This is a genomic window from Microbacterium aoyamense (genome assembly GCF_023155855.1).
In the GTDB taxonomy this organism is placed as follows: Bacteria; Actinomycetota; Actinomycetes; order Actinomycetales; family Microbacteriaceae; genus Microbacterium; species Microbacterium aoyamense.
Genome location: NZ_JAKNUT010000001.1, coordinates 541,823 through 558,337 on the forward strand (window position 1 = coordinate 541,823; position 16,515 = coordinate 558,337).

At 68.8% G+C, this 16,515-nt stretch carries 19 protein-coding genes; 5 read left to right on the forward strand and 14 right to left on the reverse strand.

Annotation, left to right across the window (positions count from 1 at the left end):
- The first annotated feature begins 234 nt into the window (after positions 1–234).
- From MA876_RS03020 to MA876_RS03035, 4 genes are read left to right on the forward strand one after another with little or no spacing between them, the layout of a single operon-like run.
- Positions 235–969, forward strand: coding sequence for a hypothetical protein (locus MA876_RS03020; RefSeq protein ID WP_248145960.1), 735 nt, complete (start codon positions 235–237; stop codon positions 967–969).
- Positions 969–1,595 (forward strand): hypothetical protein, encoded by a 627-nt coding sequence (locus MA876_RS03025; RefSeq protein ID WP_248145962.1) that lies wholly within the window; start codon positions 969–971, stop codon positions 1,593–1,595. The genes MA876_RS03020 and MA876_RS03025 overlap by 1 nt, the downstream gene beginning before the upstream one ends.
- Positions 1,595–2,185 (forward strand): hypothetical protein, encoded by a 591-nt coding sequence (locus MA876_RS03030; RefSeq protein WP_248145965.1) that lies wholly within the window; start codon positions 1,595–1,597, stop codon positions 2,183–2,185. Before MA876_RS03025 ends, MA876_RS03030 begins: the two co-directional genes overlap by 1 nt.
- Positions 2,182–2,415, forward strand: coding sequence for a helix-turn-helix domain-containing protein (locus tag MA876_RS03035; RefSeq protein ID WP_248145967.1), 234 nt, complete (start codon positions 2,182–2,184; stop codon positions 2,413–2,415). Before MA876_RS03030 ends, MA876_RS03035 begins: the two co-directional genes overlap by 4 nt.
- Here the strand turns inward: MA876_RS03035 and MA876_RS03040 are convergent, their stop codons facing one another.
- The 4 genes from MA876_RS03040 to MA876_RS03055 form a co-directional block, all read right to left on the reverse strand.
- Positions 2,416–3,174, reverse strand: coding sequence for a hypothetical protein (locus MA876_RS03040; RefSeq protein WP_248145969.1), 759 nt, complete (start codon positions 3,172–3,174; stop codon positions 2,416–2,418).
- A 26-nt stretch (positions 3,175–3,200) separates the two neighbouring features.
- A complete protein-coding gene (locus MA876_RS03045) occupies positions 3,201–3,914 on the reverse strand; it encodes a hypothetical protein (RefSeq protein WP_248145971.1) in 714 nt (237 codons plus the stop codon).
- A gap of 113 nt (positions 3,915–4,027) precedes the next feature.
- Positions 4,028–5,494 (reverse strand): cardiolipin synthase, encoded by a 1,467-nt coding sequence (gene cls / locus MA876_RS03050; protein WP_248145975.1) that lies wholly within the window; start codon positions 5,492–5,494, stop codon positions 4,028–4,030.
- A 58-nt stretch (positions 5,495–5,552) separates the two neighbouring features.
- Positions 5,553–5,774 carry a hypothetical protein gene (locus MA876_RS03055; protein WP_248145977.1) on the reverse strand — a complete coding sequence of 74 codons (222 nt, stop codon included), beginning with the start codon at positions 5,772–5,774 and terminating at the stop codon, positions 5,553–5,555.
- A gap of 171 nt (positions 5,775–5,945) precedes the next feature.
- Here MA876_RS03055 and MA876_RS03060 point away from each other — a divergent pair, with 171 nt between their 5' ends.
- Positions 5,946–7,073 (forward strand): DUF4192 family protein, encoded by a 1,128-nt coding sequence (locus MA876_RS03060; RefSeq protein WP_248145979.1) that lies wholly within the window; start codon positions 5,946–5,948, stop codon positions 7,071–7,073.
- A gap of 5 nt (positions 7,074–7,078) precedes the next feature.
- Here the strand turns inward: MA876_RS03060 and lysS are convergent, their stop codons facing one another.
- The 10 genes from lysS to ftsH all read right to left on the reverse strand — a co-directional run bounded on the left by lysS (position 7,079) and on the right by ftsH (position 16,458).
- Positions 7,079–8,593 carry a lysine--tRNA ligase gene (gene lysS, locus MA876_RS03065; RefSeq protein WP_248145982.1) on the reverse strand — a complete coding sequence of 505 codons (1,515 nt, stop codon included), beginning with the start codon at positions 8,591–8,593 and terminating at the stop codon, positions 7,079–7,081.
- 89 nt (positions 8,594–8,682) lie between these two features.
- On the reverse strand, positions 8,683–9,426 hold the full coding sequence (locus MA876_RS03070) for a DUF2520 domain-containing protein (protein WP_275561688.1): 744 nt from the start codon (positions 9,424–9,426) through the stop codon (positions 8,683–8,685).
- On the reverse strand, positions 9,383–11,068 hold the full coding sequence (locus tag MA876_RS03075) for a PH domain-containing protein (RefSeq protein WP_308221631.1): 1,686 nt from the start codon (positions 11,066–11,068) through the stop codon (positions 9,383–9,385). The genes MA876_RS03070 and MA876_RS03075 overlap by 44 nt, the downstream gene beginning before the upstream one ends.
- Positions 11,065–11,661: a PH domain-containing protein gene (locus tag MA876_RS03080; RefSeq protein WP_248145986.1), complete on the reverse strand. Its 597-nt coding sequence runs from the start codon at positions 11,659–11,661 to the stop codon at positions 11,065–11,067. Before MA876_RS03080 ends, MA876_RS03075 begins: the two co-directional genes overlap by 4 nt.
- Positions 11,609–12,100 carry a DUF3180 domain-containing protein gene (locus tag MA876_RS03085; protein ID WP_248145988.1) on the reverse strand — a complete coding sequence of 164 codons (492 nt, stop codon included), beginning with the start codon at positions 12,098–12,100 and terminating at the stop codon, positions 11,609–11,611. The genes MA876_RS03080 and MA876_RS03085 overlap by 53 nt, the downstream gene beginning before the upstream one ends.
- Positions 12,097–12,651 carry a 2-amino-4-hydroxy-6-hydroxymethyldihydropteridine diphosphokinase gene (gene folK / locus MA876_RS03090; RefSeq protein WP_275561690.1) on the reverse strand — a complete coding sequence of 185 codons (555 nt, stop codon included), beginning with the start codon at positions 12,649–12,651 and terminating at the stop codon, positions 12,097–12,099. Before folK ends, MA876_RS03085 begins: the two co-directional genes overlap by 4 nt.
- Complete coding sequence (gene folB, locus MA876_RS03095) at positions 12,633–13,031, reverse strand: dihydroneopterin aldolase (protein ID WP_248145990.1); 399 nt, start codon at positions 13,029–13,031, stop codon at positions 12,633–12,635. Before folB ends, folK begins: the two co-directional genes overlap by 19 nt.
- Positions 13,019–13,855, reverse strand: a complete 837-nt coding sequence (gene folP, locus MA876_RS03100) for a dihydropteroate synthase (RefSeq protein ID WP_248145992.1) — start codon at positions 13,853–13,855, stop codon at positions 13,019–13,021. The genes folB and folP overlap by 13 nt, the downstream gene beginning before the upstream one ends.
- Positions 13,852–14,442 carry a GTP cyclohydrolase I gene (gene folE / locus MA876_RS03105; RefSeq protein ID WP_248145994.1) on the reverse strand — a complete coding sequence of 197 codons (591 nt, stop codon included), beginning with the start codon at positions 14,440–14,442 and terminating at the stop codon, positions 13,852–13,854. The genes folP and folE overlap by 4 nt, the downstream gene beginning before the upstream one ends.
- 9 nt (positions 14,443–14,451) lie before the next feature.
- Entirely contained in the window at positions 14,452–16,458 is a 2,007-nt protein-coding gene (gene ftsH / locus MA876_RS03110; protein ID WP_248145996.1) for an ATP-dependent zinc metalloprotease FtsH, read from the reverse strand.
- Between the last annotated feature and the right edge of the window lie 57 nt (positions 16,459–16,515).

Here is a 16,515-nt window from a genome sequence, read left to right on the forward strand (position 1 = left end):
CGCCTTGTAAAGAGGGTAACGAGGCGATGGATGCCGCAAGCCCGTGTTCGCCGTCGGCATAGCGACCGCATCCGCCCTTCCGCTCCGCGGTCGGAGAATGTCGCCGAGGTCGGAGAACTCCGGCTGAATGCGCCGAGTTGCGCGTGATTCTCCGACCGAGGCGAAGGGGGTTGACTCGCAGCCCTCATGAACATATCGTTTTTCGATAACAACGACTATCGATATGGAGGAACGATGAGCATCGGATGGCCGGACCTGCCGGGAGCTCTGCTCCTGGTCGTCGCGGGGCTCCTCATCGTGGCGGGGGTCATCGGACTCGTGGTCTGGGACGCACGCCGCCGCGGCGAGCCGCACGTCCTTCTGCGCGTGACGGCGGCGATCGCCCGCATGTGGCTCGCGCTGACCGGGCTCACGCTCGTGATCGGAGCATGGCGGTGGTTCAGCGGCGGCGACACGTGGATCGCCCGCCTTCCGATCGCGATGGAGTGGCCGGCGCCGACCTGCACGGGCGAGACGGGGCCCTTCACCGAGCCGACGGTCGTGTGCGCATCGGTGAACAATGCCGATGCGTCGATCGCGGCACTCAGCTTCGGAACGAGGGCCACCCTCGCTCTCGGCGAGCTCCTCGGCCTCGTGGTCGTCGCGATGCCCGCCGTCGTGGTCGTCATCATCTGCGCGTATGCCGTCAGGGGTGCGCCGTTCGCGAAGCCTGCCGCTCGCTGGCTGTTCATCGCGGCACTCGTCATCCTCATCGCCGGTCTGGGCGCAGCGATCCTGACGGACGTCGGGCAGTCGCTCGCCGCCATGGAGTCACTCCCCGCCTCGGGTGAGGGCCCGGTGACGGCGCAGCCGACCTATCGGATCGACGTCCCACCGTGGCCGATCGGCATCGCGTTCGCCCTCGGTGCGCTCGGCGTGATCTTCCGCCACGGATCCCGACTGCAGCGCGACACGGAAGGACTCGTCTGATGACCGTTCCCCACACACCTGCTCCCGTGACGCGCGGCATGGAGCGCGGCATCCTGATCCTCTTCATGGCGGCCGCCGCCGTCGTCGGCCTCGGCTTCCTGCTGCCATCGCTGCGTGGACTCGGCGCACTGATCGGCGGCGAGGCGACGCTGTCGATGCTCACCGACGCTGAACTGCCGCACTCCGGCACGACCGACGCCGGGGCGGCGATCGCATCGGCGACCTACGAGTCAGCGTGGGTCACCGCGACCGGCCTCAGCGACGGCGCCCGCTGGATGATCGGGCTCGGCATCGGCTTCGGCGCACTCACCGCCGCGGCGACCGTCGGCGCGATCGTCTTCTTCCTCTTCCTGCTCATGTGGAAGCGGCCGTTCCACCGATCGCTCATCGTCGCGACCCAGATCGCCGGCTGCGCTCTGCTGATCGGCAGCATGCTCTCCGGCGGACTCGGCGGGCTCGGTCGCATGATGGCCGCCGACGAGCTCAATCCGATCGCCGACGATGTGTTCGTCATCGGCTTCCAGTTCGACCCGACCGTCCTCCTCGCGGGCGTCGCGATCCTCGCGCTGTCCTACGTCTTCGCGTACGGCACGAAGCTGAAGCGCGACACGGAAGGACTCGTCTGATGGATGCCGTGGCCCGCCGCGATCGCGGCAATGTCTGGTCAGCCCTCGCGGTCGGCATCATCCTCGCGCTCCTCGTCGTGAACGACGCCGTGAACGGACTGCTCATGCTGTTCTCAGCGCCTGATGCGACGACTGTCGTCATCCCCTTCGGCCCACAGGACATCACGCTCGAGAACGGCGTCGACGCCGTCGTCGCCTCGGCGCAGGTGACGGCATCCGGAGTCGATCCTGTCGCCATGGGATGCCTCGTCTTCAGCATCGTGTTCCCCGCGCTCGCGGCACTGGCGGGCATCGCGCTCGGGATCGCGTTCTGCATCCGGGTGCTCCGAGGACAGGTCTTCAGCAAGGAGAACACGCAGGCTCTGCTGCTGATCGCGCTCGCCCTGATCGTCACGCCGATCGTGACGGAGTGGTTCCACTGGATGGGAGTCCGCGGGGTCGTCCACGCGCTGGACGGACCGTTCGCCACCCCGTGGCGCATCTACGACACGGGCATTCCGATCGCCGTCATCGGCGTGGCGCTGCTCGTGCTCGTCGCGGCCTTCCGCCGCGGGGAGCGCCTGCGACGCGACACAGAGGGGCTCGTGTGACCCCCGCCGACGACGAAGACGGGCCGAGCGGAGTCCATTGCCGGCTCGACGAACTGCTCGTCGCGCGCGGGATGACACTCACGCGCCTGTCGGAGCTCGTCGGCGTCTCGGTCGTGAACCTGTCGATCCTCAAGAACGACCGCGCACGCGCCATCCGCTACTCGACGCTCTCGGCCATCTGCCGGGCGCTGGACTGCGAGATCGGCGACCTGCTCGTCCGCGCCGACTGATCAGCCGAGCGGCACCGTCGGGTCGTTCACCCCCAGGATCGGGATCACCACGTCGTCGGCCATCGTGCTCGTGAGGGTGAGCTCGACATCCGGCACACCGCTCAGGCCGTCCGCGTAGGCGAGCACGGCGTTGGGCGCCATGTCGGCGGTGCAGGCCTTGTCGGCGGGGATGCCGGAGAGAGATGCCGTCACTGCCGCGTCGGCGGTGACCTCGGTGCTCGTGATGTACTCGGGGCAGGTGGACGAGCCCCACAGCAGCACGACGAACGTGCCGTTGACGTTCGTCCACCCGGCGCTCGGGGTCATGTCCGAGGGGCCGTCGACGGTGAGGCCCTCGACACCCGCGAGATCGACGCTCCCGTCGTAACCCGCGCCGGTGACCGCGATCGCGAGATCCTTCGACGGGTCGACGCCGTCGGGCAGCTGCACGGGAGTCACCCGCGGCACGTAGTCCATCGTGCAGGGCGTGTCGTCCGACGGTTCCTCGAGCGTGACCGCCAGCACCCCGTCCTTCTCGAGCGTGACGTCGCCCGCCGTCGGCACGCACGTCGACGATCCTTCGGTGACGATCCCGATCATGCGTCCGCCGTCGATCCAGGCGGCTTCGACCATGATCTGCTCGGTGTTCTCGCCGTCGTCGATCTCATCGGGGTTCGACCCCGCGTCTACGAGACTGCCGGTGGCGCACCCGGTCAACGAGGCGGCGACGAGCGCCGTGAAGCCGAGTGTTGCGAGAGCGCGAAGGGCGCGGGATGCCATAGCGTGGCCTTTCGGTCGGAGCGGACTCAGTTGGAGCCGACGATGGGGACGCGGGCGCCTGCGAACTCGCCACCCGTGAGGATCGCGAAGACACCCTCGTCGTCCTCGGGACCGTCGACGAAGACCACCTGCCCGCGTGGGGCCATGTCCATCGTGCAGACCTGGTCGGCGGGCGGAGTCTGGAACGTGAGGGTCACTTCGGCGGCGCCCGTGGCCTCGGCGTTCTCGAGCACGGGCACGCAGGTCGACGACCCCCACGTCAGCAGCAGGAACTCGCCGTCACTGCCGGCCCAACCCGCGCTCGGCAGGTAATCCGTCTCTCCCCCGGCGACGAGCCCCTCCACGCCGTCGAGGTCGGTCTCGCCGTAGTAGCCCTCACCGGTGACCCAGATGTCGAGGTCCTGCGTCGGGTCGACGCCCTCGGGCACCGCGACGAGGGTGACCCGGGAAACCATGTCCCGCGTGCAGGGCGTGTCGGCCGCAGGCTCCTCGAGGGTGACCTCGAGAGACCCGTCGCTGAGCGTGACATCGCTCGCCGTGGGGATGCAGGTGCTGCTGCCCTGAGTGACCAGGCCGATCATCCGCCCGCCGTCGAGCCACGCCGCGTCGACCTCGATCTCGGAGCCCGAGTCCGACTCGATCGGGGTCGCACCGCCGGAACCGCCGGCCGGAGTCGCACAGCCCGAGAGGAGTGCGACGAGAGCGATCGCGCCGAGCGCGACCGGGACGGAACGATTCATGGGACCCCCTGAGTGCATGCCTGAACACCGCGACCCGCGGCATCCACATCCATATGGTGTCGCACGGGGGCCTGATGTCTTAGGAAATCTCGGAAGTCGTCACGAAAACGCGACTATTGCAGGGCCGAGGTGAGCCGAGCGAGGTTGTCGAGCACGGTCGAGCGCAGCGGTTGCTGCTCCCACTCGTCGAGTGTCAGTTCGCGACTCAGGTCGCGATAGTGCTGCTCGGCTCCGCGCATCTCGCGGATGAACTCCTCCCCCCGCACGAGCATCGAGATCTCCATGTTGAGACCGAAGGAGCGCATGTCCATGTTGCTCGACCCGATGATCGCGACCTCGTCGTCGATCGTCATGGACTTCGAATGCAGGATGAACGGCTTCTGGTACATCCAGATCTTCACACCTGCGCGCAGCAGTGCTTCGTAGTAGCTGCGCTGCGCGTGGTAGACGAGCGCCTGATCACCCTCTTCCGAGACGAAGAGCTCGACGTGCAGCCCGCGCTGGCAGGCGGTCGTGATGGCGAGCAGCAGCGCCTCGTCCGGCACGAAGTACGGACTCACGACGATGATCTTGCGCTGCGCCGCGTACAGCAGACCCGCGAACAGCTTGAGGTTGTTCTGGAACTCGAACCCCGGCCCCGACGGGATGATCTGGCAGTCGAGGTCACCCGGGCCGGACGAGACGTCGAAGAGGTCGATCTCGTCGGTGAGGACCTCGTCGGTCTCGCTGTACCAGTCGGACAAGAACACGGCGTTGATGGATGCCACGATCGGCCCCTCGACGCGCACCATGAGGTCGACCCAGTGCAGTCCTCGCTTGATGTTCTTCTTGAGGTTGTAGGTCGAGTCGGTGACGTTCTGCGAACCCATGAACGCGGCCGACCCGTCGACGACGAGCAGCTTGCGGTGGTTGCGCAGATCGGGTCGCTGGTACTTGCCCTTGAGCGGCTGCACGGGGAGCATGAGGTGCCACTGCGCACCCATGGCATCCAGGCGCTTGAGCGTCTTCTTGTAGAACGGCTTGCCGCGGTTGGCCCAGTGGTCCAGCAGCACGCGGACGGTCACGCCGCGCGCCGCGACCTCTTCGAGCGCGCGGAAGAAGTTGTCGGTCGAGGCATCCGTCTGCAGGATGTAGAACTCGACGTGCACGTACCGCTCGGCCTTGCGGATCTCGTCGGCCATCGCATCGAGACTCTGCTGATAGTCCGAGATGAGGTGGGCCGCATTGTCACCGGCCAGCGGCATCGCGCCGAGATTGCGGTTGAGCGTCACGAGTGACGTGAACCACTCGGGCGCGTGAGGCCGCAGCGTCCCGAAGTCGAGATGCTCGCTGGTGTCATGGATGTAGGTGTTGATCTGCTGCTGCATCCGCCGGCGCTTGCGCGGCAGGCGCGGATTGCCGATCAGCAGGAACAGCAGGACGCCGATGAACGGGATGAAGTAGATCGCGAGCAGCCACGCCATCGCCGCCGTGGGCCGACGATTGCGCGGGACGATGATCACGGCCGCGATGCGGATCACCAGATCGGTGATGAAGACGAGGATGACCCACCATGTCCAGTCGAACGTGATGCTGATCACTCGCCGCTGCCTTTCCCCCGCGCTGAAGACGTGAGCCCCAGCGTAGTGGGCGCGTGGATCAGTGACCGGTTGCCGTGCTGGCTGCCTCGTCCTGCACCGGGATGGCGGGCGCCTGTGGAGGAAGCCCCAGCTTCGCGCGCTCCTCCGCTTCGATGCGGGCATACTGCCGGCGTTCGTTGCGGTCGGCGCGGATGACGCTGCGCAGCACCCAGAAGAACAGCGTGCTGATCACGACGGTGGGAAGCAGCGACCACAGCACTGCCGCCCAATAGCTGTCCATGCCTTCAAGGATACGTCGGCCGCGGCATCCATTCCTCCCCACCCCTTCCCGCGCACCTGTTCTCCACAGCCGATGCGACGCCTCCTCCCCACCGGGCCTACTGCGACCTCGATTCCGGCGTGTCGCGATCACCGCCTCCACGAGGGATCGGTCGACGAGCAGGCTCTCGGCATGAACACCATCGTCACGGCGGCGGACCCGGCCGACTTCCTTCGTCTCGTCCCCCGTCTCATCGGATTCCGTCCGGCACGGAGCGTCGTCGCGATCCCCTTCGCGGGCACGCGGAGCCTCGGCGCGGTGCGCTTCGATCTTCCCGACCACGACGTGGAGTCCTTTGCGGCCACGAGCCTCGGCATCCTGTGCAGGATCCCGGATGCCACGGCGGTCGCCTGGGTCGTGTACACAGACGAGCCGTTCGCCGCCCACCTGGACGACGCTCTGCCGCATCGTGATCTCATGACGGCGATCGAGCGATGCGCGAATGCCTGCGGTATCAAGGTCCACGACGCGCTGTGCGTCGCATCCGATGCGTGGGGCTCGTACCTCGACCCCGCGTGCCCTCCTTCGGGATGGCCGCTCTCGGATCTGGTCGATCCGCGCGGCGAGATCGACGACGGCCCGCAGTTCTCTCTGCCCGGCGCCGATCCCGCCGAGGTCTCGGCAGTCGCCGACGCTCTGAAGGCGTTGGATGCGGCGGTGCGCGTGCTGTGCGGTGACGGCCCGGGTTCGTCTTTCGGCCGTGCCGCGTCGTACGCCTCGCTCGAACGGGTCGATCCGAGCGCGCTCGCTGCGGCTACCGCGCTCGATGACCTTCCGACCTTCTTCGAAGACGCTCTCCTCGCGGAAGCCAGGTCGGCCGAGGTCTTCGACACCGCGCTCCTCGCCTGGTGCTTCGCGCGCCCGATGCTCCGAGACGTCGCGCTGTCCCAGTGGTGCCTGGGGCTCGGTGCCGGCGACGAGTTGCTCGAAGCCGAGCTGCGGCATCGTGAGGGCGAGCACTATCCCGCCCGCCTCGCACGCCACATGTGGGGCGAGGGCGAGCGACCCGATCCCGCTCGACTGAATGCGGTTCTGTCGACGACGACGCGCGTCGCCGCGCTCACGACAGGCACTTCCCGCGCCGGGGCCCTCGCTGTCGCCGCGTGGTCGTCGTGGGCGCTGGGACGGTCGTCACAGGCGGCCTTCTACGCGCGCCTCGCCCTCGAAGAGGTTCCGGAGTACGGCCTCGCCGAGATCGTGCTCGCCTTCACGTCAGCCGGACATCTGCCGGACTGGGCCTTCCGACGTGCTGCCGCGTGAGTGTCCTACTTGACAAGCGGGAAGAGGATCGTCTCGCGGATGCCGAGGCCCGTGATCGCCATCAACAGACGATCGATCCCCATGCCCATACCGCCCATGGGTGGCATGCCGTGCTCCATCGCGCGCAGGAACTCCTCGTCGATGGTCATGGCCTCGACGTCACCGCGCGCCGCAAGCTTCGCCTGCTCGACGAATCGCTCGCGCTGGATGACGGGGTCGACGAGCTCGGAGTACCCGGTCGCGAGCTCGAAGCCGCGCACGTACAGATCCCACTTCTCGACGACGCCGGGGATGGACCGGTGCTCGCGCACGAGGGGGCTCGTGTCGACGGGGAAGTCCATGACGAAGGTCGGCTTGGTGAAGGATTCCAGGACGAAGTGCTCCCAGAGCTCCTCGACCCACTTGCCGTGGGTGGCGTGCGGCGGTGCGTCTACACCGGCCTTCGCGCCGAGTGCCGCGAGGTCGGCGACCGATGTCTCGGGCGTGATCGTCTGACCGGAGGCATCCGAGAGCGAGCCGTACATCGACACGCGGTCCCACTCGCCACCCAGGTCGAACTGCGTCCCGTCCGCCCACGTGACCGTCGTCGAACCGGCGACAGCGATCGCCGCGTTCTGGATGAGCTCCTGCGTCAGGTCGGCGATGCCGTTGTAGTCGGAGTACGTCTGGTAGGCCTCGAGCATCGCGAACTCGGGGCTGTGGGTCGAGTCAGCGCCCTCGTTGCGGAAGTCGCGGTTGATCTCGTACACCCGCTCGATGCCGCCCACGACGGCGCGCTTGAGGAAGAGCTCGGTCGCGATGCGCAGGTAGAGCTCGGTGTCGAAGGCGTTGGACTTCGTGACGAACGGCCGAGCGCTGGCGCCGCCGGGCTGCACCTGCAGAATGGGCGTCTCGACCTCGATGAATCCGTGGCCGTCGAGAGTGTTGCGGATGCTCGTGTTGACCTTCGCACGAGCCCGGACCGTGTCGCGCGCCTGATCGCGCACGATGAGGTCGAGGAACCGCGAGCGCACCCGGCTCTCCTCGCTGAGGTCGGTGTACATGTTCGGCAGGGGCAGCAGCGCCTTCGAAGCGATCGTCCACTCCGACACCATGACCGAGAGCTCGCCGCGACGGCTCGAGATGACCTCGCCGGAGACGAAGACGTGGTCGCCGAGATCGACGAGCTCCTTCCACGACTGCAGCGACTCCTCGCCGACGGCGGCGAGCGAGACCATCGCCTGGATGCGGCTGCCGTCACCGGCCTGGAGCGTTGCGAAGCAGAGCTTGCCGGTGTTGCGGCTGAAGACGACGCGGCCGGCGACCGCAGCCGTGACGCCCGTCTCCGCTCCGGCCTCGAGGTCGCCGAAGCGTTCGCGCAGCGCCGGGATCGTGTCCGTGATCGGAAGAGACACGGGGTACGCGCCGCCCGCGGCATCCTTCCGCTCCGCGATGAGCCGCTCGCGCTTGGCGAGACGCACGGCCTTCTGCTCGAAGACGTCCTCTTCGGTGGGCTCGGGCGAATCGGGCTGGTCGGTCATGTCGGGGCTCCTCGCAAAGTCGCCGCCAAGTCTATCGGCGCGCGCCTGGACGGCCGCGGCGCAAGAGCCGCTCTCCTCGACCGCTGGGGTCAGGCAGTGCCGATGTCGAGGTCCCCCTCGATCGGGGTCACGGGATCGACCAGCGCGTCGTCGATCGTCGCGTGCACGAGAGCCGACAGATACGCGCCGGGGTTGTCGACGCCGACCCCCGCGAGCAGCTCTCTCGCTTGCGCGACGATCGAGCGCGAGAAGGTCGTCGCGGTCGCGATGGCCTCGGCGTATGCCGCCCGGTCCGCCTCCGCGACGACGACGGGCTCGCATCCCATCTCGACGGCGAGAGCCTGCGCGATCGGCAAGACGGGGGCCGGTGCCGTGACGGCCGCGAACGCATTCGCGAGCCGGCGCAGATCGATCGATGTGCCGGTGAATGCGATCGCAGGATGGACGGCGAGTGGGATCGCCCCCTTGAGCGCGGCGGGAGACAGGATGCCGGTTCCCTCACCGGGGTCGGTGTGCAGCACGAGCTGCCCCACCTGCCACGCGCCGACCTCGGCGAGGCCCGAGACGAGCGGGCCGAGCTGGTCGTGCGGCACGGCGATGACCACGAGTTCGCTCCGGCGGACGACCTCGAGCGGGTCGAGCAGCGGAACGCCCGGGAGCATCCCCTCGACGCGCTCGTCGTCCGACCCGTGGGTGATGCCGACGATCGCGTGGCCGGCGCCGGCGAGCGCGAGCGCGACGACCGGGCCGACGCGTCCCGCGCCGATCACTCCGACGCCGAGCCGACCGTCACGCGTCACGGTGCTCGTCCTGATCCGATGCGTGCGCTTCATCCCCCGCCCAGCGATGACTGCGATCGCCCGCCGTGGCGGTCATGACGCCCGCCTCGGCCGCTTCGAAGACGCGAAGCGCAGCATCCCGATCCACGATTCCGAGCGATCCCGACACGGGCCCCGTGATCGTGTGCGCGTGGAGGTTCGCCACCCCGAGCGCGCGGTCGACCGGCCCCTGAGCGATCTGGATGCTCTGCAGCCGCGCGAGCGGGAAGATCGCCAGCCGACGCCAGATGAAGCCCTTGCGCAGGAGAAGCGCATCGGGGGTGAGGTCGAAGCCGTTGCGCCGCCACGACAGCGGGCGGAGCAGCCGCGCGCGTCGCGGCGAGTTGGTGTACGGGTCGTCCGCGGTCGGCCCCAGGACGCCGTGCTCGAAGATGAGAGGCCACTCGCTCTCGGGGAGGTGGGGCAGCACGAGTCGCAGCACACGCTCGACGTCGGCGCGCGTGCCGACCGGCAGCACCGTCGTGAACTGGTCGGTCGAGGTGTCGGCCAGCCCTCGCCCCGACAGACGGTTGACGGTGATCGTCCACCATCCGAATCCGCGCCAAAGGATCGACTGCGAGATCTGCACGGCGTGCACGCGTCCCGGAGGCACGATCTCGGTCACGGTCGTGAAGAGCCCGAAGGTGATGCGCACACCGCTCGGGGTGGGGGCGATCGAGTAGCGCAGCGACTTGGTGATGCTGCGGATCCAGTAGGCGCCGAAACCGATGACGGTGGGCACCATGCTGAACAGGATCCACGGCGTGCCGAGCACGGATCCCACGATGATCGCGATGATCGCGACGACGAGCCCGATCGTCGATCCGCTGAGCAGACGCGAAGCGATCAGCCGTCCGATCGGGATGTGCACGACCGACGCGGGCTCGGCGACCGGCTCCTCGGCACCGTCGATGATGCCCGTGATGCCGGCGCTGACGACGGATGCCGCCGCCGAGACCCGGGATCCCGCGCGAGGCGCGGCATCCGTCCCCGCCTCGCCGAGCCGCGCACCCGACGCGAGCCGCAGGATGTCCGCCCGCACCGCCTCCGCGTTCGCGGTCGAGAGGTACTCGAGCTTGACATTGGCGTCGAGGCCCGCGCCGACCACCTCGAGCTTCGCGAGTCCGGCGAGCCGGGCGACCATCGGGCGGGTGAGGTTGACGCCCTGCACGCGATCGAGCGGTGCGCGGCGGTGCGTGCGGAAGAGCACGCCGCTGCGCACCTCGACGTCATCGCCCGTGATCCGGAAGGTGTGGAACCGCCACGACACGTAGAACAGCGCGATGAGCAGCAGCACGATACCCAGCACCGCGAGGAGCGCCACGAGGATGAGGTTGTTGTCGATGACGAAGTCGACCGGATCCTCGGGCATCTCGCCGTCGAGTTCGTCCGGCAGGAAGAGGTAGATGAGTCGGTCGCGGAAGTTCGCGATGATGATGCCGGCCACCACCACGAGGGCGAATCCCCCGCGGAACAGCGGCGTCAGCGGGTGCATCCGGTGCCATTCGCCGTCGCTGAGCGGCGAGCGCACGAGAGCGCGCGGCGGTGACGCGGCCGTCGCGGTGGAAGCCGGATCGATCGAGGCCGGAGCACCACCGGGCATCGATGCCGACGGCGCGTCTTCGGGGTCCGGAGGCACGGGAGGGCCGGCGGTCACAGGCCGGTCCGACGCGTCTCGGCGACCTCGATGAGCGTGTCGCGCAGTCGTTCGGCGGCGTCCTGCGTGAGCCCGGGGATCGTGACCCCGGTGGATGCCGCGGCCGTCACGAGCTTGAGCTGCGCGATGCCGAATCCGCGGTCGAGGGGTCCGTGGGTGATGTCGACGAGCTGCATGCGGCCGTACGGGACGGCGACGACGCGCTGCCACAGGATGCCGCGGCGGAAGACGAGATCGTCGGTGCGCAACTGATAGCCGAAGGAACGGGCCTGTCGCGGCGTGATCAGGATCCCCCACAGCATGACCGCGACGATCGCTCCCCCGACGAACCACGCCCACGTCCATCCGAGGAAGAGGGTCACGAAGAGCGTCGCGGCGAGCACGATCAGCAGGACGATGCCGTTCGCGATGAGCTGCACCCAGACGTACTGCTTCGCGAGCTGGTGCCACGTGCCGTCGCCGAGCGGAAGCCGCGCCGCGCCCCGGGGCTCGCGCACACGCGCGAACGTTCCGGCGTCCAGCACCTCGTCACGGGCGCCGTCAGTGGCTGTGGAACTCGAGTCCGGGGTCGTCGCCTCCGGGCTGCTGGTCATCGTCGTCCTTCCGGATGGTGCACAGATGTTCGGCCACGAGGCCCGCCGCAACGAGCGCGCCGCCGCACACGGCCGTCGCGATGACGGCTCCCAACGAGCCTACCGACGGCTCGGCGGGCCGGCTCAGGAGGAAGACGAGCAGCCCGATCCCGAACCCGCCGAGCGCCGCGCCGACGATGCTCGACGCTTTCGCGAGCATCGCCGTCCGCAGCGCACGGAACGGGTTCACGATCGTGGCGCCCTTCCCTCGCGTCGCGCGCCGGATCGGGATCGCCAGCGCGATCACCAGGGCGCCCAGGAGCACGAGCAGGATCGGCAGCGAGATCGCCGGAGTGAAGGTCGGTCGACCCGAACTCGTGAGCACCTGGTCGAGCACGAAGCCCGCGACGGCACCCAGCACGGCGGCCGCGATCAGAACACCGGGACCCGTGCGGTTCACGAAGCATCCTGAATCCGCGCCAGGAGGTCCTCGACGCGTCCGGCACCGGGGATCTCGGCAGCGGGGTCGATCGCGAGCCACGGGAGGAGGACGAACTCGCGCGAAGCGGCTCGCGGGTGCGGCAGGACGAGTCTGGGGTCGTCGCTGGTGACGTCGCCGTAGGTGATGAGGTCGAGGTCCAGCGTCCGATCGCCCCACCGCTCACGACGCTCGCGCCCGTGCCGAGCCTCGATCGCGTGCATATAGCCGAGCAGCACCGAGGGGGCGAGTCGCGTCGTGACGATCGCGACGGCGTTGAGGTAGGCGGGGGCCGAGGCATCCGGACCCTCCGGCTTCACCGCGACCGACTCGACCGGCGGGGAGGCTGTGACCTCGTCGACCAGCGGGAGCCTGCGGAGCTCTTCGACGGCCTCGGCGAGCGTTGCGGCCCGGTCGCCCAGGTTCGCGCCGAGCGCCACCACGGCGCGGACGGGCGGGGTGGATGCCGCGGGCTTCTCGGGATGGTCTTCGAGCCCCTGCGCGAGACGACGACTCACGGGCTGGTCACCCATGCGGGCGGGTCCTCGACCTTGGCGCGGCGGATCGTCACCGACACGTCCTTGAACGGCACCGTGATCGGCGCCTTGGGCTTGTGCACCGTGACGGCGACCATGCGCACGAGGTCGCGCGCGAGCAGCGCATCGGCGATCCGCGCCGCGAGCGCTTCGAGCAGGTCGACCGACGCACCCTCGACGATCGCGACGATCTGCTCGGCGACCTCGCCGTAGTGCACGGTGTCGACGACGTCGTCGGTCTCGGCGGCGCGCCGGGTGCTGAGGTACAGCGTCGCGTCGACGAAGAAGTACTGACCGTCGCGCTTCTCGTCGTCGTACACGCCGTGCCGCCCGAAGGCGCGCACGCCCTTGAGAGTGATCTCGTCTACGAAGTCCATCGATCTGCCCCTTCCCAGTGCTGCGCGACCGCGAGGGCGTCTCGCGTCGCTCCGACATCGTGCACGCGCAGGGCCCACACACCGGCTCGCGCGGCGAGCGCACTCGTGACGGCCGTTGCGAGGTCGCGTCGCTCCTGTGACACATCCTGGCCGCCCAGCGCCTGCGCGAGGAACCCCTTGCGACTCGTGCCGAGCAGCACGCGCGCGCCCGTGCCCGTGATGCGGCCGAGTTCGCGCAGCACCGCCCAGTTCTGCTCGGGCTGCTTGCCGAAACCGATGCCCGGATCCACGATGATGCGATCGGGTGCGATGCCGGCGGCGGCCGCGGCATCCACCCGCCCGTCGAGCTCGGCGAGCACCTCGCCGACCACGTCGTGGTACGAGGCGCGGGCGTACATGTCGAACGACGGGCCGCGCCAGTGTCCGAGAGCCATCTCGGCGCCGGTCGAGGCGACCCCGGCGAACATGTCGGGGTCGGCGAGACCGCCCGAGACGTCGTTGACGATGCGCGCGCCCGCCTCGATCGCCGCGAGTGCCGTCACGGCGTTCATGGTGTCGATGCTCACCACGGCCCCCGCCTCGGCGAGGGCGGCGACGACGGGCACGACCCGGTCACGCTCGACTTCGGCCGATACGCGCGATGCCCCGGGCCGGGTCGACTCTCCGCCGACGTCGACGAAATCCGCGCCGTCCGCGACCAGCCGCAGACCGTGCGCGATCGCGGCGTCGGTCGCGAGGAACCGTCCGCCGTCGCTGAACGAATCGGGCGTGACGTTGACGATCCCCATGATGAGCGTCGTGCCCCTGCTCGACGAGCGGCTCATGTCCGCGGGCTGCCCAGAAGCGACATCAGCTCGGCGCGCGCGACCGGATCGACGAACTCGCCACGTGCCGCGATGGTGACGGTCGAGGCACCGGTCTGCCGCTCGCCGCGCATCGTGACGCACTCGTGGGATGCGACGAGCACGACGAGCACGCCGCGTGCGTCGAGCGAGCCCGCGATCGTGTCGGCGATCTGCTCGCCGAGTCGCTCCTGCACCTGCGGGCGGGACGCGAGGATGTCGACCACCTTCGGGAGCGCACCGAGTCCGACCACCTGCTCGCCCGGCAGGTATGCGATGTGCGCGTGACCGCGGAACGGGAGGAGGTGATGCTCGCACACCGAACGGAAGCGGATGTCACGGAGCATGACCGCTCCGGAGGGGAGCGTGTCGGGGGCCGGGCCCCGCGTGATCGAGATCGTATGGGCGAGCGGGGCCGCGGCATCCATCCCCACACCCGCGAAGAACTCGTCATAGGCGTCCGCAACGCGCTGCGGGGTCAGCCGGAGGCCCGGACGCTCGGGGTCCTCCCCGATCGCCTCGAGCAGCTCACGCACGAGCGCTGCGACGCGCTCCCGATCGACGGCCACGCGCCGAGCCTACGCGGTCGCGGGTCGTGCCTGACCGCTCGGACGACGCTTGGCCGCCTTCTCTGCGGCGGGGAGCTCCGCTTCGACGGATGCCGCGAGTCCGGCCTCGGTACGACGCTGGGGCACTTCGACCGGCGGAAGCTCGGAAACCGGGCGGCCGTCGCTCGAGAGCCACTGCGGACGCGGCGGGAGCCGCTTGACGTCCTTGAAGATCTCCTCGAGCTCGAGGTGATCCAGCGTCTCCTTCTCGAGCAGCTCGAGTGCGAGCTTGTCGAGCACGTCGCGGTTGTCGTTGATGACCTGGTAGGCCTCGTTGTGCGCCTGCTCGATGAGCGCGCGCACCTCGACATCCACCCGTTCGGCGACCCGCTCGGAGTACTCGCGGCCGTGACCCATGTCTCGGCCCATGAAGACCTCGCCCGAGGACTGGCCGAGCTTGATGGGACCGACCTCGGTCGTCATGCCGTACTCGGTGACCATCTTGCGCGCGATGCCGGTAGCCTTCTCGATGTCGTTCGAGGCACCCGTCGTGGGGTCGTGGAACACGATCTCTTCGGCGACACGGCCACCCATCGCGTAGGTGAGCTGGTCCTGCAGCTCGTTGCGGGTGACCGAGTACTTGTCGTCGAGCGGGAGCACCATCGTGTAACCGAGGGCCTTGCCGCGCGGGAGGATCGTGACCTTCGTGACCGGGTCGGTGAAGTTCATCGCCGCCGCCGCGAGCGCGTGTCCGCCCTCGTGGTAAGCCGTGATGAGCTTCTCCTTGTCCTTCATGACGCGCGTGCGCCGCTGCGGGCCGGCGATCACGCGGTCGATCGCCTCGTCGAGGGCACGGTTGTCGATGAGCTGCGCGTTGCTGCGCGCCGTCAGGAGTGCGGCCTCGTTCAGGACGTTCGCGAGATCGGCGCCCGTGAAGCCGGGCGTCTTGCGCGCGACGACCTCGAGGTCGACGCCGTCGGCGAGAGGCTTGCCACGGCCGTGCACCTCGAGGATCTGCTTGCGACCCTTGAGGTCGGGGGCGTCGACGCCGATCTGGCGGTCGAAGCGACCCGGGCGCAGGAGTGCGGGGTCGAGGATGTCGGGACGGTTCGTCGCGGCGATGACGATGACGTTCGCCTTGGGGTCGAAGCCGTCCATCTCGACGAGCATCTGATTGAGCGTCTGCTCGCGCTCGTCGTGCCCGCCGCCCATGCCTGCGCCGCGGTGGCGGCCGACGGCGTCGATCTCGTCGATGAAGATGATGGCGGGAGCGGACTCCTTCGCCTGGTTGAAGAGGTCGCGGACGCGGGATGCACCGACACCGACGAACATCTCGACGAAGTCCGAACCCGAGATCGAGTAGAAGGGCACGCCCGCCTCACCCGCGACGGCGCGCGCGAGGAGCGTCTTGCCGGTACCGGGAGGGCCGTAAAGCAGCACGCCCTTCGGGATGCGCGCGCCGACCGCCTGGAACCGCGTCGGGTCCTTCAGGAAGTCCTTGATCTCCTGCATCTCCTCGATGGCCTCGTCGGAGCCCGCGACATCGGCGAAGGTCACCTGCGGCATCTCCTTCGTCACAAGCTTCGCGCGCGACTTGCCGAACTGCATGACCTTGCTGCCGCCGCCCTGGGCGCTGGACATCAGGAACCAGAACAGCAGACCGAGCAGCAGGATCGGCAGGAGGAGCGAGAGGAAGCCGTCGAACCACGACGCCTTCGGCACGACGTCGTTGAACCCGTCGGTCGGGTTCGCCGCGTTGATCGCGTCGACGACCTCGGCCGCACGCGCGGTCACGTAGTAGAACTGGACGTCCGTCGCGCCCTCGTACGCCTTCGACAGCGTCATGTCGACGCGGTTGTCGCCGTTCGTGTTCACCACTTCGGTGACGGTGTCGCCCTTGAGCAACTGCAGACCCTCCTGGGTCGAGATCTGCTTCGCGCCCCCGAGGCTCGAGATGAGCATGAAGCCCACGATGAGCAGCAGGCCGATGAGCACGACGTACACCAGCGGGTTGCGCGTGATCTTCTTGAAGTCCATGGTGACGGCGAGCGCCGCGTCCCTTCGTCGAACGAACCGTCCACGCGCTCAGACGCG

Coding starts and splice junctions, on each gene's coding strand:
- MA876_RS03040 (WP_248145969.1), bottom strand. CDS start 3,174: ATGGCATCCCGCGCCCTTCGCGCTCTCGCAACACTCGGCTTCACGGCG.
- MA876_RS03045 (WP_248145971.1), bottom strand. CDS start 3,914: ATGAATCGTTCCGTCCCGGTCGCGCTCGGCGCGATCGCTCTCGTCGCA.
- MA876_RS03030 (WP_248145965.1), top strand. CDS start 1,595: ATGGATGCCGTGGCCCGCCGCGATCGCGGCAATGTCTGGTCAGCCCTC.
- MA876_RS03055 (WP_248145977.1), bottom strand. CDS start 5,774: ATGGACAGCTATTGGGCGGCAGTGCTGTGGTCGCTGCTTCCCACCGTC.
- lysS (WP_248145982.1), bottom strand. CDS start 8,593: ATGACCGACCAGCCCGATTCGCCCGAGCCCACCGAAGAGGACGTCTTC.
- ftsH (WP_248145996.1), bottom strand. CDS start 16,458: ATGGACTTCAAGAAGATCACGCGCAACCCGCTGGTGTACGTCGTGCTC.
- MA876_RS03070 (WP_275561688.1), bottom strand. CDS start 9,426: ATGAAGCGCACGCATCGGATCAGGACGAGCACCGTGACGCGTGACGGT.
- MA876_RS03060 (WP_248145979.1), top strand. CDS start 5,946: ATGAACACCATCGTCACGGCGGCGGACCCGGCCGACTTCCTTCGTCTC.
- MA876_RS03080 (WP_248145986.1), bottom strand. CDS start 11,661: ATGACCAGCAGCCCGGAGGCGACGACCCCGGACTCGAGTTCCACAGCC.
- MA876_RS03025 (WP_248145962.1), top strand. CDS start 969: ATGACCGTTCCCCACACACCTGCTCCCGTGACGCGCGGCATGGAGCGC.
- folP (WP_248145992.1), bottom strand. CDS start 13,855: ATGAGCCGCTCGTCGAGCAGGGGCACGACGCTCATCATGGGGATCGTC.
- MA876_RS03020 (WP_248145960.1), top strand. CDS start 235: ATGAGCATCGGATGGCCGGACCTGCCGGGAGCTCTGCTCCTGGTCGTC.
- folK (WP_275561690.1), bottom strand. CDS start 12,651: ATGGGTGACCAGCCCGTGAGTCGTCGTCTCGCGCAGGGGCTCGAAGAC.
- folB (WP_248145990.1), bottom strand. CDS start 13,031: ATGGACTTCGTAGACGAGATCACTCTCAAGGGCGTGCGCGCCTTCGGG.